The sequence below is a fragment of the Micromonospora tarensis genome (genome assembly GCF_016803395.1).
Lineage (GTDB): Bacteria > Actinomycetota > Actinomycetes > Mycobacteriales > Micromonosporaceae > Micromonospora > Micromonospora tarensis.
In genome coordinates, this window is sequence record NZ_JAEVHL010000089.1 from 1 (window position 1) to 22,956 (window position 22,956).

General features: G+C 72.3%; 21 protein-coding genes. 16 read left to right on the forward strand and 5 right to left on the reverse strand.

Annotation, left to right across the window (positions count from 1 at the left end):
• A partial coding sequence (locus JM949_RS39780) for a helix-turn-helix domain-containing protein (RefSeq protein ID WP_203149614.1) occupies positions 1-168 on the forward strand: 168 nt, incomplete at its 5' end.
• A gap of 43 nt (positions 169-211) precedes the next feature.
• Here the strand turns inward: JM949_RS39780 and JM949_RS18140 are convergent.
• Entirely contained in the window at positions 212-2,005 is a 1,794-nt protein-coding gene (locus JM949_RS18140) for an ABC transporter ATP-binding protein (RefSeq protein ID WP_203149615.1), read from the reverse strand.
• A gap of 82 nt (positions 2,006-2,087) precedes the next feature.
• Between JM949_RS18140 and JM949_RS18145 the strand changes: the two genes are divergently transcribed.
• Entirely contained in the window at positions 2,088-2,516 is a 429-nt protein-coding gene (locus JM949_RS18145; protein ID WP_309232212.1) for a MarR family winged helix-turn-helix transcriptional regulator, read from the forward strand.
• Between the two features lie 136 nt (positions 2,517-2,652).
• A complete protein-coding gene (locus tag JM949_RS18150; protein WP_203149616.1) occupies positions 2,653-4,437 on the forward strand; it encodes an N-acetylglutaminylglutamine amidotransferase in 1,785 nt (594 codons plus the stop codon).
• Positions 4,438-4,471: 34 nt separating this feature from the next.
• Here JM949_RS18150 and JM949_RS18155 read toward each other — a convergent pair whose 3' ends face one another.
• Entirely contained in the window at positions 4,472-5,608 is a 1,137-nt protein-coding gene (locus tag JM949_RS18155) for a carboxylate-amine ligase (protein WP_203149617.1), read from the reverse strand.
• A gap of 146 nt (positions 5,609-5,754) precedes the next feature.
• On the opposite strand from JM949_RS18155, the gene JM949_RS18160 reads away from it, so the two are divergent.
• Both JM949_RS18160 and JM949_RS18165 read left to right on the forward strand, forming a co-directional pair.
• Positions 5,755-7,065, forward strand: a complete 1,311-nt coding sequence (locus JM949_RS18160) for a TIR domain-containing protein (protein WP_203149618.1) — start codon at positions 5,755-5,757, stop codon at positions 7,063-7,065.
• A gap of 66 nt (positions 7,066-7,131) precedes the next feature.
• The gene (locus JM949_RS18165) at positions 7,132-7,860 is read left to right on the forward strand and encodes a hypothetical protein (protein ID WP_203149619.1); all 729 of its coding nucleotides are present in this window, start codon (positions 7,132-7,134) and stop codon (positions 7,858-7,860) included.
• Positions 7,861-8,038: 178 nt separating this feature from the next.
• Here the strand turns inward: JM949_RS18165 and JM949_RS18170 are convergent, their stop codons facing one another.
• Both JM949_RS18170 and JM949_RS18175 read right to left on the reverse strand, forming a co-directional pair.
• Entirely contained in the window at positions 8,039-10,264 is a 2,226-nt protein-coding gene (locus JM949_RS18170) for a discoidin domain-containing protein (protein WP_203149620.1), read from the reverse strand.
• Positions 10,265-10,669: 405 nt separating this feature from the next.
• Positions 10,670-11,869 carry an ROK family transcriptional regulator gene (locus JM949_RS18175; RefSeq protein ID WP_203149621.1) on the reverse strand — a complete coding sequence of 400 codons (1,200 nt, stop codon included), beginning with the start codon at positions 11,867-11,869 and terminating at the stop codon, positions 10,670-10,672.
• 235 nt (positions 11,870-12,104) lie between these two features.
• Between JM949_RS18175 and JM949_RS18180 the strand changes: the two genes are divergently transcribed.
• The 6 genes from JM949_RS18180 to JM949_RS18200 all read left to right on the forward strand — a co-directional run bounded on the left by JM949_RS18180 (position 12,105) and on the right by JM949_RS18200 (position 17,479).
• A complete protein-coding gene (locus JM949_RS18180; RefSeq protein WP_203149622.1) occupies positions 12,105-13,403 on the forward strand; it encodes an ABC transporter substrate-binding protein in 1,299 nt (432 codons plus the stop codon).
• Positions 13,404-13,473: 70 nt separating this feature from the next.
• Positions 13,474-13,938: a hypothetical protein gene (locus JM949_RS37285; protein ID WP_238433414.1), complete on the forward strand. Its 465-nt coding sequence runs from the start codon at positions 13,474-13,476 to the stop codon at positions 13,936-13,938.
• A complete protein-coding gene (locus tag JM949_RS18185) occupies positions 13,917-14,465 on the forward strand; it encodes a carbohydrate ABC transporter permease (RefSeq protein WP_238433408.1) in 549 nt (182 codons plus the stop codon). Before JM949_RS37285 ends, JM949_RS18185 begins: the two co-directional genes overlap by 22 nt.
• Positions 14,458-15,297 carry a carbohydrate ABC transporter permease gene (locus JM949_RS18190; protein ID WP_203149624.1) on the forward strand — a complete coding sequence of 280 codons (840 nt, stop codon included), beginning with the start codon at positions 14,458-14,460 and terminating at the stop codon, positions 15,295-15,297. Before JM949_RS18185 ends, JM949_RS18190 begins: the two co-directional genes overlap by 8 nt.
• Before the next feature lie 29 nt (positions 15,298-15,326).
• Positions 15,327-16,703, forward strand: a complete 1,377-nt coding sequence (locus JM949_RS18195; RefSeq protein ID WP_203149625.1) for a GH1 family beta-glucosidase — start codon at positions 15,327-15,329, stop codon at positions 16,701-16,703.
• A gap of 107 nt (positions 16,704-16,810) precedes the next feature.
• A complete protein-coding gene (locus JM949_RS18200) occupies positions 16,811-17,479 on the forward strand; it encodes a TMEM175 family protein (protein ID WP_203149626.1) in 669 nt (222 codons plus the stop codon).
• Here JM949_RS18200 and JM949_RS18205 read toward each other — a convergent pair.
• On the reverse strand, positions 17,431-18,081 hold the full coding sequence (locus JM949_RS18205; protein ID WP_309232214.1) for a nucleotidyltransferase family protein: 651 nt from the start codon (positions 18,079-18,081) through the stop codon (positions 17,431-17,433). The genes JM949_RS18200 and JM949_RS18205 overlap by 49 nt on opposite strands.
• A 115-nt stretch (positions 18,082-18,196) precedes the next feature.
• Here JM949_RS18205 and JM949_RS18210 point away from each other — a divergent pair, with 115 nt between their 5' ends.
• Genes JM949_RS18210 through JM949_RS18230 form a run of 5 tightly spaced genes read left to right on the forward strand, consistent with a single transcriptional unit; the run spans position 18,197 to position 22,856 of the window.
• Positions 18,197-18,709, forward strand: coding sequence for a 2Fe-2S iron-sulfur cluster-binding protein (locus JM949_RS18210; protein WP_203149631.1), 513 nt, complete (start codon positions 18,197-18,199; stop codon positions 18,707-18,709).
• On the forward strand, positions 18,706-19,689 hold the full coding sequence (locus tag JM949_RS18215) for an FAD binding domain-containing protein (protein WP_203149627.1): 984 nt from the start codon (positions 18,706-18,708) through the stop codon (positions 19,687-19,689). The genes JM949_RS18210 and JM949_RS18215 overlap by 4 nt, the downstream gene beginning before the upstream one ends.
• Positions 19,686-21,821, forward strand: coding sequence for a xanthine dehydrogenase family protein molybdopterin-binding subunit (locus JM949_RS18220; protein ID WP_309232215.1), 2,136 nt, complete (start codon positions 19,686-19,688; stop codon positions 21,819-21,821). The genes JM949_RS18215 and JM949_RS18220 overlap by 4 nt, the downstream gene beginning before the upstream one ends.
• Before the next feature lie 28 nt (positions 21,822-21,849).
• Positions 21,850-22,215 carry an ArsR/SmtB family transcription factor gene (locus JM949_RS18225; RefSeq protein WP_203149628.1) on the forward strand — a complete coding sequence of 122 codons (366 nt, stop codon included), beginning with the start codon at positions 21,850-21,852 and terminating at the stop codon, positions 22,213-22,215.
• Complete coding sequence (locus JM949_RS18230) at positions 22,215-22,856, forward strand: SRPBCC family protein (RefSeq protein ID WP_203149629.1); 642 nt, start codon at positions 22,215-22,217, stop codon at positions 22,854-22,856. The genes JM949_RS18225 and JM949_RS18230 overlap by 1 nt, the downstream gene beginning before the upstream one ends.
• The last annotated feature ends 100 nt before the right edge of the window (positions 22,857-22,956 follow it).

Below are 22,956 nucleotides of genomic sequence, written 5' to 3' on the forward strand. Positions count from 1 at the left end.
CGGACCGGCGGGAAGCGCCGGCGGCCGGGGCGACCGCGGGCGCTGGGCCGCGAGCAGGTCGAGGCGGCCCGGCGGATGCACGCGGCGGGCACCCACTCGGTGGATGCCATCGCCGCCACCCTGGGCGTCTCGCGGGCCACCGTCTACCGGCACCTGGCCTCCAAGTAACGAGACAGTTCTACGACCGTTTCGAGACGGTTATGATCCAGGATCAGCCGGCGAGGGTGGCGTACCGGCCGTTGCGGTCCACCAGGCTGTCGTGGGTGCCGGCCTCGACGATCCGGCCGTGGTCGAGCACCGCGATCTGGTCCGCGTCGCGGATCGTGGAGAGTCGGTGCGCGATGGTGATCGTCGTCCGGCCCCGGGCGAGCACGTCGAACGCCCGCTGCACGGCCCGTTCGGTCTCGGTGTCCAGTGCGCTGGTGGCCTCGTCGAGGACCAGGATGCGCGGGTCGCGCAGCAGCGTACGGGCGATCGCCAGACGCTGCTTCTCGCCGCCGGAGAACCGGTGGCCGCGGGAGCCGACCACGGTGTCGTACCCGTCGGGCAGCCCGGCGATCAGGTCGTGGATCTGCGCGGCGTGGGCGGCGTCCTCGATCTCGGCGTCGGTGGCGGCCGGCCGGGCGTAGCGCAGGTTCTCCCGGACGGTGGTGTGCAACAGGTACGTCTCCTGGCTGACCACGCCGACGATCGCGGCCAGATCGGCCAGGCGCAGCTCGCGCAGGTCGACGCCGTCGATGGTGACCCGGCCGCCGGTCGGGTCGTGCAACCGGCTGACCAGCCCGGCGAGGGTGCTCTTGCCGGAGCCGGTCTCGCCGACCAGGGCGAGGCTGGTGCCGGCGGGCACGTCCAGTGTGACCCCGGCGAGGGCCGCGGTGTCGCTACCCGGGTAGCCGAAGGTGACGTCTTCCAGGCGCAGGTGGCCCCGGACCCGTGCGGGGTCGAGGCGGACCGGCTCGGCGGGGTCGGCCACGTCGACCGGCAGGTCCAGGTACTCGAAGATCCGGGCGAACAGCGCCAGCGACGAGGTGAGCGAGACGCCCACGTTGAGCAGCCCCATCAGCGGCCGGAACAGGCCGCCCTGCAGGGCGGTGAAGGCGACCAGGGTGCCGATGCTCAGCGTGCCGGCCGTGCCGGGCAGCCCGGCGGCGAGGTAGATGACCGCCGGTACGGCGGCGAAGATGATGCTCGTCGAGGCCATCCGCCAGCGACCGGCCAGCTCACTGCGCAGCTCCAGGTCGACCAGGCGCTCCGAGGAGGCGGTGAAGCGGTCGACCAGCGCGGGGCCGGTGCCGAGGGTCTTGGCCAGCTGCACGCCGCTGATCGACAGGCCCTCCTCGACGGTGACGTTGAGGTCGGCGAGTTCGCGCTGCCGCTGGGCGGTGATCTCGCGGCGCATCCGGGCGACCCGGCGGGTCAGCCAGATGGCCGGGGGCAGCACCACGAGCGAGACCACTGAGAGCTGCCAGGAGAGTGCGACCATGGCGACAGCGGTGGCGACGACGGTGGTGAGGTTCGCCGCGACGGCGGTGGCGGTGGAGGTGACCACCGACTGCATGCCGCCGATGTCGTTGGTGATCCGGGACTGCACCTCGCCGGTGCGGGTGCGGGTGAAGAAGCCGAGCGACTGGCGCTGGAGGTGGCGGAACACGTCGGTGCGCAGCCGGTGCATGACCCGCTGGCCGACCTGGGTGGAGATCCAGGTCTGCACGACGCCGAGCGCGGAGGTCACCGCCGCGACGGCGACCATGCCGAGGACCAGCCAGACCAGCAGGGTCACGTCGCCCTGCGGCAGGGCCCGGTCGATCACCGTACGGAGCAGGAACGGGGTGGCCATCGCGATGATCGAGGAGAGCACGATGATCGCGGTGACGGCGGCCAGCGCGGGTCGGTGCGGGGTGAACAGCCGCCCGATGCGCCGCAGTGACACCTGGCGGGCCTGGGCCTTCTCTTCGGCGCTGAGCGCGCGGTGGCCGCGGTCGCGGCCCGTGGGGGTGGGTTCCAAGGGGTTGCTGCCTCTCGTCGGAAACAATGCTGAGGTTACCTCATCAAGAGGGAGCAACCACATATCCTGCTACCGTATTCCGGTGATCGCGCACCCCGACAGCGCCGACGACGAGAGCCTGGCCGAGACGTTCTGGGCGGTCGCGTCCCGGCTGCGCCGGCAGACCCGCGACGCGCTGGCGCCCTGGGAGATCACCCCGAGCCAGTCCCGGGCCCTCGGCGTGCTGGCCCGGCACGGCGAGGTGCGCCCCGGCACCCTCGCCGAGCACCTGCTCATCGCGCCCCGCTCGGCCACCGAGGTGATCGACGACCTGCAGACCCGTGGGCTGGTCGAGCGCCGACCCGACCCGGCCGACCGCCGGGCGACCCTGGTCGCGCTGACCGAGGAGGGCGAGCGGGTCAGCACCGCCATCCGGACCGCCCGACGGGCCGAGGCGGACCGCTTCTTCGGCCACCTCGACGACGCCGACCGCGCCGAGTTGGCCCGCATCCTGCGCACCCTGCGTACCTGAGACCGGCGGGGTTTGTCCGCCCCGCACCCGGGTAGCCAGCGGCCCCGTTCGCACGGCGGGGCCCCCGCCACCACCAGTCGGGGAGACGCGACAGGAGGACGCGAATGTCTGCCCTGAACCACCACCAGCCGGCCTGATGTGCGGAATCAGCGGGGAGGCGCGCTTCGACGGCCGGTCGCCCGACGCGGCGGCGGTCACCCGGATGACCGAGGCGTTGCAATCGCGCGGCCCGGACGGCGAGGGCCTGTTCACCGACGGCTGGGTGACCCTCGGGCACCGCCGGTTGACCATCATCGACCTGTCCGACGCCGGTGGGCAGCCGATGGTCCGCGACGACCTGGGGCTGGCGCTGGTCTTCAACGGCTGCATCTACAACTACCCGGAACTGCGCGAGGAGCTGCGCAACGCCGGGTACGCCTTCGCCTCCACCAGCGACACCGAGGTGATCCTGGTGGCGTACGCGCACTGGGGTGAGCGTTTCGTCGACCACCTGGTCGGCATGTTCGCGATCGGGCTGGTCGACCGGGCCCGGCGGCGGCTGGTGCTGGCCCGCGACCGGCTCGGCATCAAACCGCTCTACCTCGCCGAGACGCCCGGGCGGCTCCGGTTCGCCTCCACCCTGCCCGCGCTGCTGGCCGCCGGCGACGTCGACACCGCCATCGACCCGGTGGCGCTGCACCACTACCTGTCCTGGCACTCCATCGTGCCCGCGCCGCGAACCGTGCTGCGCGGGGTGCGCAAGCTGCCCCCGGCCACCCTGCGGGTGATCGAGGCGGACGGGCGCAGCCGCGAGGAGGTGTACTGGCGGCCCGACTACGTGCGGGAGCCCGCCGACGCGGGAATGGACGCCGCCGACTGGCGGGCCGCCATCGGCGACGCGCTGCGCGCGGCGGTACGCCGACGGCTGGTCGCCGACGTGCCGGTGGGGGTGCTGCTCTCCGGTGGGCTGGACTCCAGCCTCATCGTGGCGCTGCTCGCCGAGGCCGGCCAACAGCACCTGCGCACGTTCAGCATCGGCTTCGACAGCCGGGGCGGCGAGGCCGGCGACGAGTTCCACTACTCCGACCTGGTGGCCCGCGCGTACGGCACCGACCACCAGCGGATCCGGCTGGCCGACGACGATCTGGTGCCCGCCGTCCGCGCCGCCGTGCTGGCGATGACCGAACCGATGGGCAGCCACGACGTGGTCGCCTTCCACCTACTCTCCGAGCAGGTGGCGCGGCACGTGAAGGTGGCGCAGTCGGGGCAGGGCGCCGACGAGGTGTTCGCCGGCTACGGCTACCACCAGCCACTCACCGAGGCGCCCCGGCACGGCGCGGCCGAGACGTTCGCCGCCGCGTTCTTCGACCGCGACCACGACGAGCTGCGCAGCCTGGTCGGCCCGGCGTACGCACTGGAGCACGACGCCAGCCGGGAGCTGCTCACCGACCACCTCGCCGCGCCCGGTGCGCAGACCGCGCTGGACGCCGTGCTGCGCCTGGACACCCACCTGATGCTGCCCGACGACCCGGTCAAGCGGGTGGACAGCATGAGCATGGCGTGGGGCCTGGAGGTGCGCACCCCCTTCCTCGACCAGGACCTGGTCACCCTGGCCGCGCACTGCCCGCCGGAGCACAAGGTCGCCCAGGGCGGCAAGGGCGTGCTCAAGGCTGTCGCCCGGGAGGTGCTGCCCGCCGAGGTGATCGACCGACCCAAGGGCTACTTCCCGGTGCCGGCGCTGCGCAACGTGGACGGGCCCGTGCGTGAGCTGGTCGCCGAGGCGTTGCAGGCGCCGGTCGCCCGCGAGCGCGGGTTGTTCCGCCCGGAGTACGTGGCCCGGCTGCTCGCCGAGCCGGACCGGGCCGAGGCGGCGGCCGGCAGCAACAAACTGTGGCAACTCGGCCTGCTGGAGCTGTGGCTACAGACGCACGACGTGCGGTGAGCCCGGGTGGCTCCGGGAACGGCCACCACGGCGGTCAGCCCGCGCTCGTGCGGGTGACCAGGTCGTCGATGACGGCGCGTAGGTCACCGGTCCGCTCCAGGATCCGACGCTGCCGGGTCGCGCCGGTGCCGTCACGGCGCAGCCGGGCCAGTTGCGCCAGCACGTACCCCAGGTCGCCGTGGCGCAGCAGGGCCGGGGCGATCAGCGCCATCAGCTCGTCGACGAGCGACCAGGCCTCCCGGGTGCCGCCGCCGCGCAGGTCGATCAGCTCGCCGTCGAGACCGTCGTGGGCGGCCCGCCAGTGCGCGGCGGCGACCAGACAGTCGCGGATCGGCGGCGCGGTCACCCCGGCGCGTACGTCGTCGGCGACCGTGGCGACGAGCGACCGGACCAGCGCGGCCACCAGCACCGCGTCGTCGACGTCCGGGCAGACGTCACCCACCCGGATCTCCACCGTCGGGTACGCCGACGACGGCCGGGCGTACCAGTAGACCATCGCCGCGTCGAGCATGATGCCGGCGGCGATCAGCTCGTCCACGGTCCGGTCGTAGTCGGCCACCGACTCGAAGTACGGGGTCGGACCGATGCTGGGCCAGCGTTCCAGCTGCATCGACCGCCAGCTGGCGTGCCCGGTGTCCTGCCCGTCGTGCAGCGGAGAGTTGGTGGTGATCGCCTGCACCACCGGCAGCCACGCCCGCAGGTGGTTGCAGACCTGCACGGCCAGTTCCCGGTCGGGCAGCCCGACGTGCACGTGGCAGCCGCACACCGCCGGGTCGTGCGCCACCGGTCCGTACCGGCGCGACATCGCGTGGTAGCGCGGTCTGTCGGGCACCGTCCGGTGCGGCTCGGCGACCGGGGTGGCGCCGACCGCCACCAGTCGGGCACCGGCCGCCGCGGCGGCCTCGGCGGCGGAGCGGCGCAGCGCCACCAGGTGCGCGCGCAGGTCGGTGAGTTCGGCGCAGACCGGCGTGACCATCTCCACCATGCTGTGCCGGAACTCCTGCCGGCTCTGGTCCCGGGCGGCGCCGCGCAGCGCGGCCAGCACCTCGTCGGCCACCGGCAGGTTCCGCCCACTGTCCGGGTCGAGCAGCAGGAACTCCTCCTCCACGCCGAGCGTGAGCAGGGCCAGGTCGGGCGCGGTGTCCGTGACCGCCGTCGAACGGTACGCCATGGCGACCTCCGTCCACTGCCGCGACCACGGGTGACGCCCGTGGCCGGGGTGGATCGGGTTCCCGACGCACCCGCCGGCAAACGCGCGCCAGCGACGGGACGGCTCCTACCATCGAGCGAGCTGACACGGACGGGACGGAGCGGCCGATGACGGACGATCGAGCCCTCCTCCTGGCCCACCACGAGAATCTGTGGGACGGGTCGTACTGGAGCGTCGGCGCTGAGCTGGTGGGGTCGCGGATACGCCTGAGCGGATCGCTCTGGTCCGCCACCGCCGACGTCAGTGAGGGGACCAACGAGTACAACTGGGCGGACGTCCAGCTCGACGCGGTCGAGTTCGCCGAAGCGCTCACCCGGGTGCAGGATGGCTCGTCGTGGCAGCTGCGCGAAGCGACGATCCACGGCCGTCGCATCGCGGTGGGCCAGGACGACCTGCACTCGCCGGACAAGGCAAGCGTGTCGCTGACCGAGCGCCGCTTCGACCTGTTGCTGCTGGACTCCTACGACGCCGCGTTCGCGCACACCGACCAGGCCCGGACCGGCATCCGCGAACCGCGGAGCGACCTCGACCGGGCGTTCCTCCGCTCCCTGCGACGTCATCCCGACCACCTCGACCGGCTGCGCACGACCGGCCTGGAGCGGACCGTGCTGAGTCTGCTCAACGAGTCGAACGCCCAGGGTGTCCGCCTGGTCGAGGTCGCCGGCGGCAGGTTCTGGCTGGTGCACCGGGCGGACCAGGCGGACGCGGCGATGCTGCTGTCGATCGAGGACGGCCCGTCGGGCATCGTCGGCATCGACGTCGTCGACCGGGTCAACGGCGCGCGGGACCGGACGATGGTGTCGAAGGCCGCGATCGTGACGCGGTCCTCCTTCTCCGACGACGTACGGGCCGGCTACGGCGCGCGCAGCCAGCACATCGAGCTGGTGGACTACGACCGGCTCAGCGGGATGTTGCGCGACGCCGGGTGGACCAGCCGGGCCCCCGGTTATCTGGTCTGCCCGGTCCAACGCCGTCCCGACCACATCGTCTTCATCTCCTACAGCTGGGACCAGGCGGACTTCGCGGTCTGGCTCTACAACCAGTTGACCGGCTGGGGCTTCCGGTGCTGGCTCGACCGGGTCGACCTGTTGCCCGGCGACGTGATCCTGTCGGCCGTGCGGCAGGCGCTCGACGGCGTCGACGCGGTCGTCCTCTGCTGCTCCGACGAGGCGCTGGCCAGTCCCTGGGTGCGGGCCGAGATCGCGCACTGCCTCGCCCGCGAGCAGGACACCGGGCGGACGATGCTCATTCCGGTGCTGCTCGACGACACCGACCTCGACGCCTCCCCGGTCCGGCGTGACCGCCTGGCCGCCGACTTCCGGCGGTGGACACCGGCGGACCCGCCGGACGCCCGGCTGGAGAGGCTCAGGATGGCGATCGAGCAGACCATCGGGGCGGGCCGACCCACGCCCGCCTAGCGCACCGGCACGCCGTGTCGCGGGGCGCGCGGCTCCCCAGTGGAGGTTGTCTGGGACCATGCAGGAATGCTGATGCGGTGGCGCGGTTCCCGATGGCTTCACATCGCCTTGGGTCTGGTGGCCGGTGCCGCCGCTGGGTTGGCGGTCTACCTGGCCAGCCGGTTGACCGGGCCGGCGCTCTTCGCGCTCTGCGGCACGACGGCGGGCGGCGTCGCGGCGGTGGTGGCGTCCGCCTACTCGCGGTTCTTCCAGTTGGCGGAGGTGACGGTCTCGGTCCCGCAGTTCAGCGAGCTGCGGTTCGCGGTCACCCGGGACAACAGGCAGACCGCGTGGCGGCTGTTCGTCGAGGCGGTCACCCGGGTGTCCGGCCAGCCGCTGGCGACCGGCACCGGCCTCGTCCGGGAGGCGTTGACGTCGCTCTACCAGCTGTTCGGGATCACCCGGGAGGTGCTGAGCCAGGCGGCGCCGACCGTTCGGACCACCGGTCGCCCGACCGTTGAGCACCTCGGGATCGCGATGCTCAACAACGAGCTGCGGCCGTTCCTCTCCCGGTGGCACCCACGCCTGCGGGCCTGGGAGCAGACCCACCCGGACGAGCCCGAGTCGTCCTGGCCGGACGACGCGCGCTGCCGCGCGGAGCTGGAGGCGATGCAGCTGCGGTTGCTGCGCTACGTCGAGGGCCTCGGCGAGCTGGCCCAGGTGCCCAACGTGGAGGACGTGATGCGGGGCATCCTCGCCGACGCGCCGGCCGTCCCCGGCCAACCGTCGCGGCAGTCCGCGGTGACGGACCAGTAGCCCGCCGCGCGCTGACCTGTCATCCTGCACACGATCGGCCACCGCCCGGATGGACAGCCCGAAGGGAAGGTGTCTGGGCACGACCGAGGCCGGCCCGGTCTCGGCGGGACCGGGCGGCTCGGCCCACGGTGCGACCCGGCCGGCCCGGTCGGTCTGACCGGGCGCGCGGGCGCCCCGGTCAGGGGTAGGTGGTCAGGTACACCGTCTGGTTGGCCGCGTTCGCGGTGCCACCGGCGTTGTTGATCACCCGGTTGATGGTGCCGACGCCACCGAGCGAGACGGTCACCATGTTGGTGAAGCGCACGTTCGGGTTGACCGGCACCTCGAAGGAGCGCTCCTCGACCACCGCGGGGTTGACGTTGAAGTAGCTGTAGCTACCCAGTCCCCACGCCTGGTGGCTGGTCACCGAGTCGGCGACCTTGTACGCCGCGTAGCCCCGGGTCGAGCCGTTCATCCAGGCCGCCTGGTTGGGCACGTCGTACGGCAGCTCGTTCTGGTAGAAGTACGTCCGCCCACCGTTGCCGTTCCAGATGGTCTGGTACTTCTGGTAGTGCTCGACGAAGAGGCCGTACATGGTGACGTTGTCGCCGTTGACGGTGAGCCCGGTGTCGGCGGTGTTCAGCGTCCACCCGGTCGGTACGCCGCTGGCGGCGTGGTCGGCCCGCCACAGCCACATGTGGTCGCCGATCACGTTGTCGCTGTTGACGGTCAGCGTGTTGGTGGCCTTGCCGACGTGCGGCCCGCCGATGCGGAAGAACACGTCGTGCAGTGAGGTCGGGTTGGTGGCGTGGCTCGCGGACGAACCGGACGGTCCGACCTCCATCAGCACCGGCGAGTTGGTGGTGCCGGCCTCGAACATGATGCCGGCCACCTTGACGCCGTCCACGTCGGCGACCCGCATCCCCACGCTGCCGTTGTCGGCCTGGATGGTGGCCAGGCCCAGCCCGAGGATCACCGTGTCGGCCCGGTTGACCTGGATCGGTTCGGTGACGTGGTGCACGCCCGGGGTGAAGAGCAGGTGCTTGCCCTGGGCGAGGGCGGCGTTGATGGTGGCGGCGCTGGTGCCGGGCTGGACCACGAAGAACTGCGACAGCGACAGCGACGAGCCGGCCGGAGTCTTGTTGTACCAGCTGGTGCCGGTGGAGTTGCTGCGCAGCGCGGGCACGAAGACCCGGTACTCACCGCTACCGGTCACGTAGAGGAACGGCTTCTCCCGGACCTGCGGGGTCTGGGCGATGACGGTGTGCGACGGGTTGGGGAAGCTCGGCGCGGGCGCGCCGGTGACGCCCTGGAAGACCATGTTCCACACCGAGCCGGTCCAACCGTTGCCGAACTCGCTGTTGCGGGAGTACCACTGCTGCTGCGAGCCGGAGACGACCAGGCCGTCGATGCGGGTGTCGGCCAGCAGACCGCCGCTGGACCAGCCGTCGCCGCCGTTCCAGAGCTGGATCTGGTTCTGCGCGCCGCGCAGGTGCATCCGCCGGTACGGCGCGGCCTGGGACACCGCCCAGCGCTCCACCGTCTGCCCGGCCGGCAGGGTGACCGAGAGGTTCTCGGCGGCCCGCCAGAAGTTCTGGGTGGCGTTGCCGCCCATCCAGAACGCCTCGGTGCGGACGTGGCCGTTGAGGTTGACGTCGTCCGGGCTCATGCCGAGCCCGGCGACCTGGGTGAAGAACCCGAGGTTGACGTCGGCGGTGTAGGTGCCGGGCTTGAACAGCACCGCGTAGCGCTGCGGGCCGAACTGGTTGGTCTCCTGCTGGGTGAAGAGGGTGTTCAGTCGGCTCTGGATGGTCGACGTCGGCGTGCTCGGGTCGAAGACGAAGGTGTTCGACCCGAGGTTGGGGTTGTACGGGTCGGTGGGCGTGACCGGGGGTTCCCCGGTGCCGCCGCCGGTTTCGCCATAGACCTGGAACTCCCAGAGCGAGTAGCCGTAGCCGGTGCCCCGGGCGGTGCCGTACATGCGGACGTAGCGGCCGGCGCCGGAGACGGTGAGGTTCTGGGTGCCGCCGGTGCCGGTGGTGGTGGAGTAGATCGTGGTCCAGGTGGACCCGTTGTCGGAGGTCTGGAGCTGGAAGGCCCGGCCGTAGGCGCCCTCCCAGAGCAGGTTGACCTGGGTGATGGTGGCGCGGGCGCCCAGGTCGACCTGGAGCCACTGCGGGTCGCTGAACGCGCTGGACCAGCGGGTGCCGGTGTTGCCGTCGACGGCGGCGGCGGCCGGGGTGCCGGCGTTCTCGGTGGACGAGGCGGTGGCCGGGCGGCCCTGGGACAGCAGGGTGGGGGCGGCCTGCGCGGGCGCGGTGGCTCCGGTCGGGGTGAGCGTCGCGACCAGGGCCACGGTGAGCCCGACGAGCAGGTGCCGCACGGTCCAGGGACGCGGGCGTACGGATCTAGCACGAGATGTCATGACATCGCCTGTCGATAGGGGGTTACGGGTTGCCGCACGGATGGGATCGGGTTCGCCCGGGACGCCGGGGGTGGTGCCGCCGAGGCGACGCCGCGGGGAGGAGAGCGCTCTCGTAGGAGTGTTGCGGCGAGATTGCGGTGGCGTCAAGACATCGATCTATAACACCGTTATTTATCCCGAGAATCAGTTTTGTGTAATTCCTGCCCTCGGCAACCCGTCACCCACGCCGCGGCTGGGCGTGATCGACCGGGGCGCCGACCGCCCAAGACCGTGCTCGATCCAGGAGAGAGGGCCCTCCGCACGAACGGAGACCACAACGACCAGGATCAAGCACGATCATGAACCAGCGTCGGGCGCCATCACGCGATCACGGGCGGGCTGGGCACGGCAGCGCCGTCGGATCGGTCAGCGGCGGACGCCGCCGTCGGTGAGGAAGCGGGCGATCGGGAGGGTCGCCGCGCCCAGCGCCACCGCGTCCACGCCGAGCCGGCACAGCTCGATCGACGCCTGGTCGTACGGCTGACGCAACGCCTGCCGGCCGGCCGCGTCCCGGACGGCCGGCAGCAGGTCGCCCAGCGCCATCGCCGCCCAGCCGCCGAGCACCACCCGCTCCGGGTTGAACAGGTTGATCAGGTTGGCCACCCCGGCACCGAGGTAGCCGGCGGTGTCGTCCAGCACCCGGCGGGCGGTGGCCGAGGTCTCGGCGGCGGCGACCAGCGCGGCGAGCTGCGACTCCTCGTCATCGCCGGGCACCGGTCGGCCCCGGCGCGCCTCCCGGTAGCGGTCGATGATCGCCTCCGCCCCCACGTACGCCTCCAGGCAGCCGCGCGCGCCGCACCGACAGGCCCGACCGCCGTACACCAGGGTGGTGTGTCCCCACTCCCCCGCGCTGCTGGACGCGCCCCGGTAGGTGGCGCCGTTGGTGACCACCGACGCGCCCACCCCGGAGCCGACCAGCGCGAAGACGGCGTGCCGGGCACCCCGACCGGCGCCGAACCACATCTCCGCCTGGCCGAGGGTCTTCGCGCCGTTGTCGATGTGCAGCGGGAGGTCGGTGCCGGCGCCGATCAGCCGCTCCAGCGGCACCCGGTCCCAGCCGAGGGCCTGGGCGTGCACGACCGCCTCGGTGCCCTGCTCGACCACGCCGGAGACGCCGATGCCGACGCCGAGCACGTCGGCGGTGGCCACCCTGGCCGAGGTGGTCACCGCGTCGATGCCGGCCAGCACGTGCCCGGCCACCAGGTCCGGCTCGGTGCGGGCCGGGTCGAGCGGGTACTCGACGCTGGCCAGCAGGGTCATCGCGAAGTCGAACAGCTCCACCCGGACCCGGGTCTCACCGACGTCCACGCCGGCCACGAAGGCGAAGCGGGGCGCGATCCGCAGCAGCATGCTGGGCCGGCCGCCGTCGGACTCGGCGGCCCCCGCCTCCGCGACCAGCCCCTCGTCGATCAGGTCGGCCACCACGTTGCTCACCGCGGGCTGGCTCAGCCCGGTGCTGCGGACCAGGTCCTGCCGGGTGAGCGGACCGTCGAGGAAGAGCTTGGTCAGCAGGGCGGACCGGTTGCGCAGCCGCACGCTGCGGTTGGTGGCACGCGCCAGCTCCACTCGTCACCTCGTTCCCGTCGGGAGTTCGAGGCGACTGTAACCGCCCCGTGCTTGACGACCCATCAGCCAACAACTTTAATGACGACATAAATTAAGCCGTGATGTAACTCCCGGGAAACGCCGACGGACCCCGACGGCGCACCCCCGAACCCTGTCCGCAGCCGACCGCCCGTCGCCCGACCCCTATCGGCGACGGAGGTCGACGGACCCCCACCACGCACCGGAAGGGCTGACCGTGTCGAGACGACACCTCGGGATATTCACCGCCGCCGTACTGGCCGCCGCCTCCTTGACGGCCTGCGGCGGCTCCGGCGACGACTCCGCCGCATCGCCGAAGACGCTCACCTACTGGGCCAGCAACCAGGGCGCCAGCCTGGAGGCGGACAAGACGATCCTCCAGCCGGAGCTGGACAAGTTCGAGAAGCAGACCGGGATCAAGGTCACCGTCGAGGTGGTGCCCTGGTCGGACCTGCTCAACCGGTTGCTGGCCGCCGCCACCTCGGGCAAGGGCCCGGACGTGGTGAACATCGGCAACACCTGGTCGGCGTCGTTGCAGGCCACCGGCGCGCTGGTCGAGTTCGACGACGCCGCCCTGCAGGCCGTCGGCGGCAAGGACCGGATCGTGCCCGCCGCGCTCGCCGCCGCCGGCGCCCCCGGCAAGCCGCCGGCCGCCGTGCCGCTCTACAGCATGGCGTACAGCCTGTACTACAACAAGAAGGCGTTCGCCGACGCCGGCATCACCGCGCCGCCGACCACCTGGGAGCAGCTCGCCGAGTACGGCAAGAAGCTGAGCACCGGCGGCAAGTGGGGCCTGGCGATCGAGGGGGCCAACCCGTCGGAGAACGCGCACCACGCCTTCACCTTCAGCCAGCAGTACGGCGGTGAGTGGTTCGACTCGGCCGGCAAGCCGACCTTCGACACCCCGCAGAACGTCTCGGCCGTCAAGCGGTACGTCGACTTCATGGCCGCCGACAAGATCACCAACCCGAGCAACGCCGAGTACGCGCAGAACCAGTCGGTCTCCGACTTCGCCAACGGCAAGGCCGCCATGCTGCTCTGGCAGTCCGCCGGCTCGAACCTCAAGACGCAGAACATGCCCGCCGACGCGTACGGGGTGGCCCCGGTCCCGTTCCTGGCCAGCCCGCCGGCCGGTGGCAAGAAGGTCAACAGCATGGTCGCCGGGATCAACATGGCGGTGTTCAAGCACACCAAGAACAAGGACGGCGCGCTGAACTTCGTCAAGTTCATGACCAGCGACGAGGAGCAGACGATCCTCAACCGCACCTACGGCTCGCTGCCGGCGGTGAAGACCGCGGGCGCCGACCCGGCGTTCAGCGCCCCGGAGCAGAAGACCATCCAGGAGACCCTGGTCACCACCGCGGCCCCGCTGCCGCAGGTGCCCGAGGAGAGCACCTTCGAGACCCTGGTCGGCACCGCGATGAAGGAGTTGTTCGCCGACGCGGCCAGCGGCAAGCCGGTCACCGAGGAGTCGGTGAAGGCCAAGCTGACCGACGCGCAGCAGAAGATGCGCTGACCCAGGCGTCACCGGTGGCCGTGGTCGGGTGCTGAGCCCGGCCACGGCCACCGCCTCCGAGAGGACCCCGATGGCAACCAGCACCACCGCGGCCGACGCCGACCGGCGCGCACCCCGGGCCGGGTCACCCGCCCGGGGGCCGGCCCGCCGGCCCCGCGGCCCGCGCCGCTCGCTCCTGCCGTACCTGCTGCTCGCACCGGCCGTCGTGCTGGAACTCGCCATCCACGTGATCCCCATGGTGGTCGGGGTGTGGATGAGCCTGCTGGAGCTGACCCAGTTCCACATCCGCAACTGGTCCACCGCGCCCTTCGTCGGGCTGGAGAACTACCGGGCGACGCTCGACCTGAACAGCGCCGCCGGCAAGGAACTGCTGCACTCGTTCTGGATCACCCTGGTCTACAGCCTGCTCTCGGTCGGGTTCGCCTGGCTGCTCGGCATCTCGGCGCAGTCGTCCTGCAACGGCCGTTCCGGGGACGGGCGATCCTGCGGGCGCTGTTCCTCACCCCGTACGCGCTGCCGGTCTACGCCGCCGTGATCACCTGGAGCTTCCTGCTGCAACGCGACACCGGCCTGGTCAACCACGTCCTCGTCGACCAGCTCGGGCTGCTCGACGACAGGCCGTTCTGGTTGATCGGCGACAACAGCTTCTGGTCGCTGCTGGTGGTGTCGGTCTGGCGCAACTGGCCGTTCGCGTTCCTCTGCCTGATGGCCGGGCTACAGAACGTGCCCGGCGAGCTGTACGAGGCCGCCGCGATCGACGGTGCCGGGTTCTGGCGTCGGCTGCGCTCGGTCACCCTGCCGATGCTGCGGCCGGTCAACCTGGTGCTGCTGCTGGTGCTCTTCCTCTGGACGTTCAACGACTTCAACACCCCGTACGTGCTCTTCGGCGGTTCCGCGCCGGAGCAGGCCGACCTGATCTCCATCCACATCTACCGCAGCTCCTTCAAGACCTGGGACTTCGGCTCCGGCTCGGCGATGTCGGTGGCGCTGCTGCTGTTCCTGCTGGTCGTCTCGGCCGGGTACCTGCTGATCACCAACCGTCGGAGGAGCGACCATGCGTGAGACCGCCGGTGAGCGCTGGGGTCGGCGCATCGTGCTGACCTTCCTCACCCTCTTCGTCCTCGTCCCGCTGTACGTGATGGTCACCTCCGCGGCGAAGCCGTTGCAGGACGTGCAGAACGGCTTCACCTGGTGGCCCAGCCGGCCCACCCTGCAACCGTTCGTCGACATGTGGAGCACCGTTCCGCTGGCCCGGTACCTGGTGAACAGCCTGGTGGTGTCGAGCATCGCGGCGGTCTGCTCGGTGGCCGTGGCGATCTTCGCCGCGTTCGCGGTCAGCCGCTACCGGTTCCGTGGCCGGGGCGTCTTCTCGGTGACGGTGCTGTCCACCCAGATGTTCCCCGGCATCCTGTTCCTGCTGCCGCTCTTCCTCATCTACGTCAACCTGGGCAACGCGACCGGCATCGAGCTGTACGCCAGCCGTACCGGCCTGGTCATCACGTACCTGACCTTCTCGCTGCCGTTCTCGATCTGGATGCTGGTCGGCTACTTCGACTCGATCCCCCGGGGCCTGGACGAGGCGGCGCAGGTCGACGGGGCCGGGGCGCTGCGCACCCTGTTCCAGGTCATCCTGCCGGCCGCCGTGCCGGGCGTCGTCGCGGTCACCGTGTACGCGTTCATGACCGCCTGGGGTGAGGTGCTGTTCGCGTCGGTGATGACCGACGAGGGCAGCCGCACCCTGGCCGTCGGCCTGCAGGGCTACTCCACCCAGTTCAACGTCTACTGGAACCAGATCATGGCCGCCTCGCTGGTGGTCAGCATCCCGGTCGTCGTCGGGTTCCTGGCCCTACAGCGGTACTTCGTCGCCGGCCTCACCGCCGGCGCGGTCAAGTGAGTCATCCGATCCCAGAGGAGAACCATCCCGTGCCCGACCTGTCCAAGCTGCCACCCGACTTCCTCTGGGGTGTCGCCACGGCGGCGTACCAGATCGAGGGGGCCGTCGACGTCGACGGCCGGGCGCCGTCCATCTGGGACACCTTCTCGGCGACTCCCGGTGCCGTCGACAACGGCGACACCGGCGCGGTGGCCTGCGACCACTACCACCGCTGGCCGGAGGACGTGGCGCTGCTGCGTCGGCTCGGCGTGGACGCGTACCGGTTCTCGGTGGCCTGGCCCCGGGTGATGCCCGACGGTGTCGGCCGGGTCAACCCCGCCGGGCTGGACTTCTACGACCGACTCGTCGACACGCTGCTGGCCGACGGGATCCGGCCGTTCGTCACCCTCTACCACTGGGATCTGCCGCAGGTTCTGCAGGACCGCGGCGGCTGGCCGGAGCGCGCCACCGCCGAGGCGTTCGCCGACTACGCGGCGGTGGTCGCCGGCCGCCTCGGTGACCGGGTCGCGGACTGGTGCACTGTCAACGAACCGCTCTGCGTGTCCTGGATCGGGCACCTGGAGGGGAAGATGGCTCCCGGCGAGCGGGACCTCACCCGGGCGGTGCACACCTCGCACCACGTGCTGCTCGGTCACGGTCTGGCCACCCAGGCGATCCGCGCCAACGCCGCCCGGCCAGCCTCGGTGGGCCTGGTGCTCAACCTCAGCCCGATCGAGGCGGCCACCGACCGGCCGGAGGACGTCGCGGCGGCCCGCCGGGCGGACGGTCACGTCAACAGGTGGTGGCTGGACCCGATCCACGGACGCGGCTACCCCGCCGACATGATCGCCACCTACGGGGTCGAGCCGCCGGTCCGCGACGACGACCTGGCGGTGATCGCCACGCCCACCGACTTCCTCGGGGTGAACTACTACTTCCGGCAGCTGGTGGTCGACGACCCGAGCGGCCTGGCGCCGTACGCCCGGCAGGTGCCGGTGCCCGGCTCGGTGGAGACCGCGATGGGCTGGGAGATGTACCCGGCGGGCCTGGAGCGGCTGCTCGTCGACGTGCACGAGGAGTACCGGCCGGGCCGGATCATCGTCACCGAGAGCGGTTCGGCCTGGCCGGACGAGGTCACCGCGGACGGCAGGGTGGAGGACAAGGAGCGCACCGACTACCTGGAGCAGCACCTCGCGGCGTGCGCGTCGGCGGTGGCCCGGGGCGTGCCGCTGGACGGCTACTTCGTCTGGTCGCTGCTGGACAACTTCGAGTGGGCGTACGGCTACGACAAGCGCTTCGGGTTGGTGCACGTCGACTACGTCACCCAGCGGCGGACGATGAAGGCGAGCGGTATGCGCTACGCCGAGCTGATCCGCGCCCACCAGCGAGCCGCCCGGGCGACCGGCACCGCGACGCCGGTGGCCTGAGACGCGGGTGGTGCGAACGCCGCCCGGGGGTGACCCCGGGCGGCCGTTCACGTACCGGCTGGACGAAACCGCCACCGGCCGCCGCGTCGAGTGGCTAGCCTGCGGCAATGTCCGCAGCACCCGACGAGGTCGCACAGCCCGAGCCCACCGGGCGGATGGCCGGCACCGACCGGATGACGGCGTTCAGCGACGGCGTCTTCGCCATCGTCATCACGCTGCTCGTCATCGACCTGCGGGTGCCGGAGTACCACGAGGGCGAGCTGCTGACCGGTCTGCTCGACGAGGGCCCCTCGTACCTCGCCTTCGTGGTGTCCTTCGTCTACATCGGGGTGCTCTGGCTCAACCACCACGCGCTGCTGCGGTTGATCCGCCGGACCACCCTCGCGCTGAGCTGGATCAACCTCGGCGTCCTCTTCGGCGCGGTGATCATTCCCTTTCCGACAGCGGTGCTGGCGTCCGCGTTCACCCGGGGCGACACCGACGACCAGCGCGCGGCGGTCGCCCTGTACGCGCTCTCCGCGGCCCTGATGTCGGCCCCCTGGCTGGTGTTCTTCGGCTATCTGCATCGCCACCCGGCCCTGCTGGAGAGCCGGGTCGACCCGGGGTACGTGCGGGCGCAGCGGCTGCGCCCGGTCACCGGCCTCGTCCTGTACGGGCTCGGCGGCCTGCTCGGCTGGTTCGTCAACCCGCTGCTGGGCCTGATCGCCGTCATCGTGATGATCACCTATCACGCGGTGACCAGCCAGGGACTGCCCCGCTGGCTCACCCGCCGCTGACCGGTCGAGCGGCGTGGTGGGCCGGCTCCGCGCGCAGCCGGAGCAGGTCGGCCGGGGTGTCCACGTCGACCGGGCAGCCGACGTCGTCGCAGGGCACCTCGACGACCAGCTCCGGCCGGTCGCGCAGCAGGTCGCGGGCGCCCCGGTCGCCGACGGCGTATCCGGGCAGCAGCGACCAGGTCGCCGGCCCAGCAGGATGGGTGGCCGCCGCGGCCGGCGTAGGTGGCCACCGCGACGACCGCCCCGTCGGCGTACGCCAGGCGTACCCGGCGCACCGCGACCGGGCTGAGCAGCGGCTGGTCGACGAGGACCACGACAGCGGCAGGTGTGTCGGCCGGCAGCGAGGCCAGCCCGCGCAGCAGCGACGAGCCCAGCCCGTCGGGCCAGCGGTCGTGCCGGACCGGCACCGCGCCGGGCAGCTCGGGCAACTCGTCCACGCCCGCGCCGAGCACCACGTGCACCGGCGCGCAGCCGCCGTCGCCCAGCAGCCGGACCCCGCGCCGGACCAACGGTTCGCCGTCCAGCTCAACAAGCGCCTTCGGCCGGCCCAGGCGCCGTCCCGCGCCGGCGGCCAGCAACAGCCCGGCGACCACCGGCCTCACCCCCGTACGACAGGTTCGCGTTATTCGCCCCGAGATATACCGGTAAGGCTAGTCTGGGCCGGTGCAGGGCGGACCGGAGAACGCGACGACGACCGATGCGGGACACGCCTCCCGGGTGGTGTTCGAGGTCAACGGCACCTCCCAGACGCTCACCCTGGACAACCGCACCACGGTGCTCGACGCGCTGCGCGAGCACCTCGGCCTGATCGGGGCCAAGAAGGGCTGCGACCACGGCCAGTGCGGCTCCTGCACCGTGCTGCTGGACGGCCGCCGGGTGAAGAGCTGCCTGGTCTTCGCGGTCACCGTGGACGGCCGGTCGGTGGTCACCGTCGAAGGGCTGGCCGAGCCGGGCGAGCTGTCCCCGCTCCAGGCCGCGTTCATCGCGCACGACGCGTTCCAGTGCGGCTACTGCACCCCCGGGCAGCTCTGCTCCGCCCGGGGCATGCTCGACGAGGTCGCCCAGGGCTGGCCCAGCGCGGTCACCGGGGACCTCGACGCGCCCGCCGAGCTGACCGACGCGGAGATCCGCGAGCGGATGGCCGGCAACCTGTGCCGCTGCGCCGCGTACCCGCACATCGTCGCGGCGGTGCGCGAGACGGCGGCCGGCGGGCGGGCGGCGGCCCGGTGAGGGCGTTCCGCTACCACCGCCCGGCCGACGTGGCCGACGCGGTCGCCCTGCTCGGCGCGGAGCCGCAGGCCGCCTACCTGGGCGGCGGGACCAACCTGGTGGACCTGATGAAACTCGGGGTGCAACGCCCCGACGTGCTGGTGGACCTGACCCGACTCCCGCTGGACACCGTCGAGGAGCTGCCCGACGGCGGGCTGCGGATCGGCGCCACCGTCCGCAACAGCGACCTCGCCGCCCACCCGGCGGTACGCCGGGACTATCCGGTGCTGGCCCGCGCCCTGCTCGCCGCCGCCTCCGGGCAGCTGCGCAACATGGCCACCACCGGCGGCAACCTGTTGCAGCGCACCCGCTGCGTCTACTTCCAGGACACCGGCAAGGCGTGCAACAAGCGCGAGCCGGGCAGCGGTTGCGCGGCCCGGCACGGCCAGAACCGGGACCTGGCGGTGCTGGACTGGTCCGAACAGTGCGTGGCCACCCACCCGTCCGACCTGGCCGTCGCGCTGACCGCCCTCGACGCGGTGGTGCAGGTACACGAGACCGACGGCCCCCGCGACATCCCGATCACCGCCCTCTACCGCTCCCCGGGCACGCACCCGGAACGGGAGACCACAATGGCCCGGGGCACGCTGATCACCGCCGTCCGCCTGCCGCCGCTGCCGGCCGCGCGCCGCTCGACGTACCTCAAGGTGCGCGACCGGGCGTCGTTCGCCTTCGCCGCCGGCTCCGTGGCCGCCGTGCTGGACCTCGACGGTGACCTGGTCCGCGACGTGCGGCTGGCGTACGGGGCGGTGGCGCACCGGCCGTGGCGGGCATACCGGGCCGAGCAGGAGCTGCGGGGTCACCCGTTCAGCCCGGCACTGGCGGCCCGGGCCGCCGACGCCGAGCTGGCCGAGGCACGCCCGCTGCGGCACAACGGCTTCAAACTGCCGCTGACCCGGGCCATCACCGTACGGGCGCTCACCGAACTGGCCGCCTCGTGAGCGACGACGCGGCCGGCCGGGCCGGGAGCGACGACACGGTCGGCCGGGCCGGGAGCGGCGACGCGGTCGGCCGGGCGCACCCTCGCCTGGAGGGGCCCGAGAAGGTCACCGGCACGGCCCGCTACGCGGTGGAGTACCCGGTCGACGGGGTGACGTACGGCTGGGCGGTGCCGTCGGCTGTCGTGCGGGGTCGGATCACCCGGGTGGACACCGCGGCGGCGCTGGCGTCCCCCGGGGTGCTGGCCGTGCTGCACCACGGCAACGCGCCCCGGCTCGCGCCCGGCCCGGAGCGGGAGTTGTGGCTGTTGCAGGAGCCGGCGGTGCACTACCGGGGGCAGTACGTCGCCGTGGTGGTGGCCACCAGCCTGGAGGCGGCCCGCGAGGGCGCCCGGCTGGTCCGGATCGACTACGACGCCGGCCCGCACAGCACCGTGCTCACCGACGACCATCCCGGTCTGTACAAGCCGGACCACGTCAACCCCAGCTATCCGGCAGACACCGCCGAGGGCGACTTCGACGCCGGGTACGCCGCCGCGCCGGTGCGGGTGGACACCACGTACCGGACCCCGGCGTACCACAACAACCCGATGGAACCGCACGCCACCACGGCGCACTGGCACGACGGGCGGCTGCTGGTGCACGACTCCACCCAGGGCACCTCGTCGGTGCGCGCCACGCTGGCCGAGCTGTTCGAGCTGCCCCCGGAGTCGATCCGGGTCGTCGCCGAGCACGTCGGTGGCGGCTTCGGCAGCAAGGGGTACGCCAAGGCCCCGGTGGTGCTGGCCGCTCTCGCCGCCCGGCACGTGGACCGGCCGGTCAGGCTGGCGTTGACCCGCCAGCAGCTGTTCGGGCCGATCGGCTACCGCACCCCCACCATCCAGCGGGTCCGCCTCGCCGCCGACACCGACGGGCGGCTCACCGCGATCTGCCACGACGCGATCAGCCAGACCTCGACCATCCGGGAGTTCGCCGAGCAGACCGCCGTCTACACCCGCAGCATGTACGCCGCACCGCACCGGCGCACCACGCACCGGCTGGTTCGCCTGGACGTGCCCACACCGTTCTGGATGCGCGCCCCCGGCGAGTGCCCCGGCGCGTACGCCCTGGAGTCCGCCGTGGACGAGCTGGCCATCGCCGCCGGCATCGACCCGGTGGAGCTGCGCGTCCGCAACGACACGGCGGTCGACCCCGACCAGGGGCGCCCGTTCACCAGCCGGAATCTGGTCGGCTGTCTGCGCGAGGGCGCGCGGCGCTTCGGTTGGGCCGACCGGAACCCGTCCCCCCGGTCCCGGCGCGACGGGCGCTGGCTGATCGGCACCGGGGTGGCCGGGTCGAGCTACCCGGCCCGGGCCCGGCCGTCCTCGGCGACCGCCACCGCCCGCCCGGACGGCGGGTTCCTGGTCCGGATCAACGCCACCGACATCGGCACCGGCGCCCGGACGGCGATCTGGCAGGTGGCCGCCGACGCGCTCGGAGTGCCGCCGGAGCGGGTGGAGATTCGCATCGGTGACAGCGACCTGCCGACCGCCCCGGTGGCCGGCGGGTCGATGGGTACCGCGAGCTGGAGCTGGGCGGTGGTGCGCGCCTGCCAGTCGTTGCGGGAGAAGCTGCGGGACAGCCCCGGCGAGGTGACCGCCGAGGCGGACACCACCGACGAGGTGGGCAACCAGCCCGCGCGGCCCCGGTACGCGTACGGGGCGCAGTTCGTCGAGGTGCGGGTGGACGTGGACACCGGCGAGGTTCGACTGAACCGGATGCTCGGGGTGTTCGCGGCGGGCCGGGTGGTGAACCCGACGACGGCACGCAGCCAGCTCATCGGCGGGATGACGATGGGGTTGTCGATGGCGCTGCACGAGGAGGGCCTGCTCGACGAGCGGTACGGCGACTGGGTCAACCACGACCTGGCCACATACCACATCACCGGTTGCGCGGACGTGGAGTCGGTCGAGGCGTACTGGCTGGACGAGCAGGACGACGAGCTGAACCCGGCCGGGGTGAAGGGCCTCGGCGAGATCGGCATCGTGGGCACCGCCGCGGCGGTCGCCAACGCGGTGCACCACGCCACCGGGGTACGCGTCCGGGACCTGCCGATCCGGCTGGACAAGCTCATCGGAGTATCCAGCTTGGCTTAAATAAGCCGGTGGTGATACAACTGTCGTCGTGCACGCCTTCGACGTGCTGGGCGATCCGGTCCGGCGCCGCATCCTGGAACTGCTCGCCACCGGCGAGCAGACCGCCGGCGCGGTCAGCGCGGTCATCCGCGACGAGTTCGGCATCTCCCAGCCCGCCGTGTCCCAGCACCTGAAGGTGTTGCGCGACAACGGCTTCGCCACCGTGCGGCCGGAGGGCACCCGGCGGCTGTACGCGGTCGACCCACGCCCACTGCGCGAGGTCGACGGCTGGCTGGACCACTTCCGCCGGTTCTGGACCCCACCCCTGGCGGCACTCGCCACCGAGCTGGCCCGGGGCCGACGCGAGCGTCGACTACGCGGGCCCGCCGACTCACCCGACGAGAGGAACACCTGATGTTCGACGCCACCGAGCAGATCAACGCCGTGCAGCGCCGGGTCGGCAGCCGCACCCTGGAGGCCGGTGAGGCGCGGGTGACCACGATCAGCCAGACCTACCAGGCGACGGTCGAGGATCTGTGGGACGCCTGCACGAGCGCCGAGCGCATCCCGCGCTGGTTCCTGCCGATCTCCGGTGACCTGCGGCTGGGCGGCACGTACCAGCTCCAGGGCAACGCCGGCGGCACCGTCGAGAGCTGCGAGCCGCCGCACCGCTTCAGCGCCACCTGGGAGATGGGCGGCGAGGTGAGCTGGATCGAGGTGCGCCTCACCCCGGTCGACGACGAGCGGACCCGCTTCGAGCTGGACCACATCGCGCACGTCGACCAGGACCGGTGGGCCCAGTTCGGGCCGGGCGCGGTCGGTGTCGGCTGGGACCTCGGGCTGCTCGGCCTCGCCTCGCACCTGGCCGGCGACGGCAGCGGAATCACCCCGGAGCAGGCGGCCGAGTGGACCGCCTCCGCAGAGGGGCGACGGGCCATGGAGCTGAGCAGCCACCTGTGGGGTGAGGCGAGCATCGCCGCCGGCACCGACGCCGACGAGGCCAAGGCCGCCGCCGAGCGCACGACCGCCTTCTACACCGGAACCGCGCCGGCCTGAGCCGGGGTGGCCCCAAGCGCGGGGTGGCCCCCAAGCGCGGGGTGGCCCCAAGCGCGGCGTGGCCCCAAGCGCGGCGTGGCCCCAAGCGCGGGATGACCCG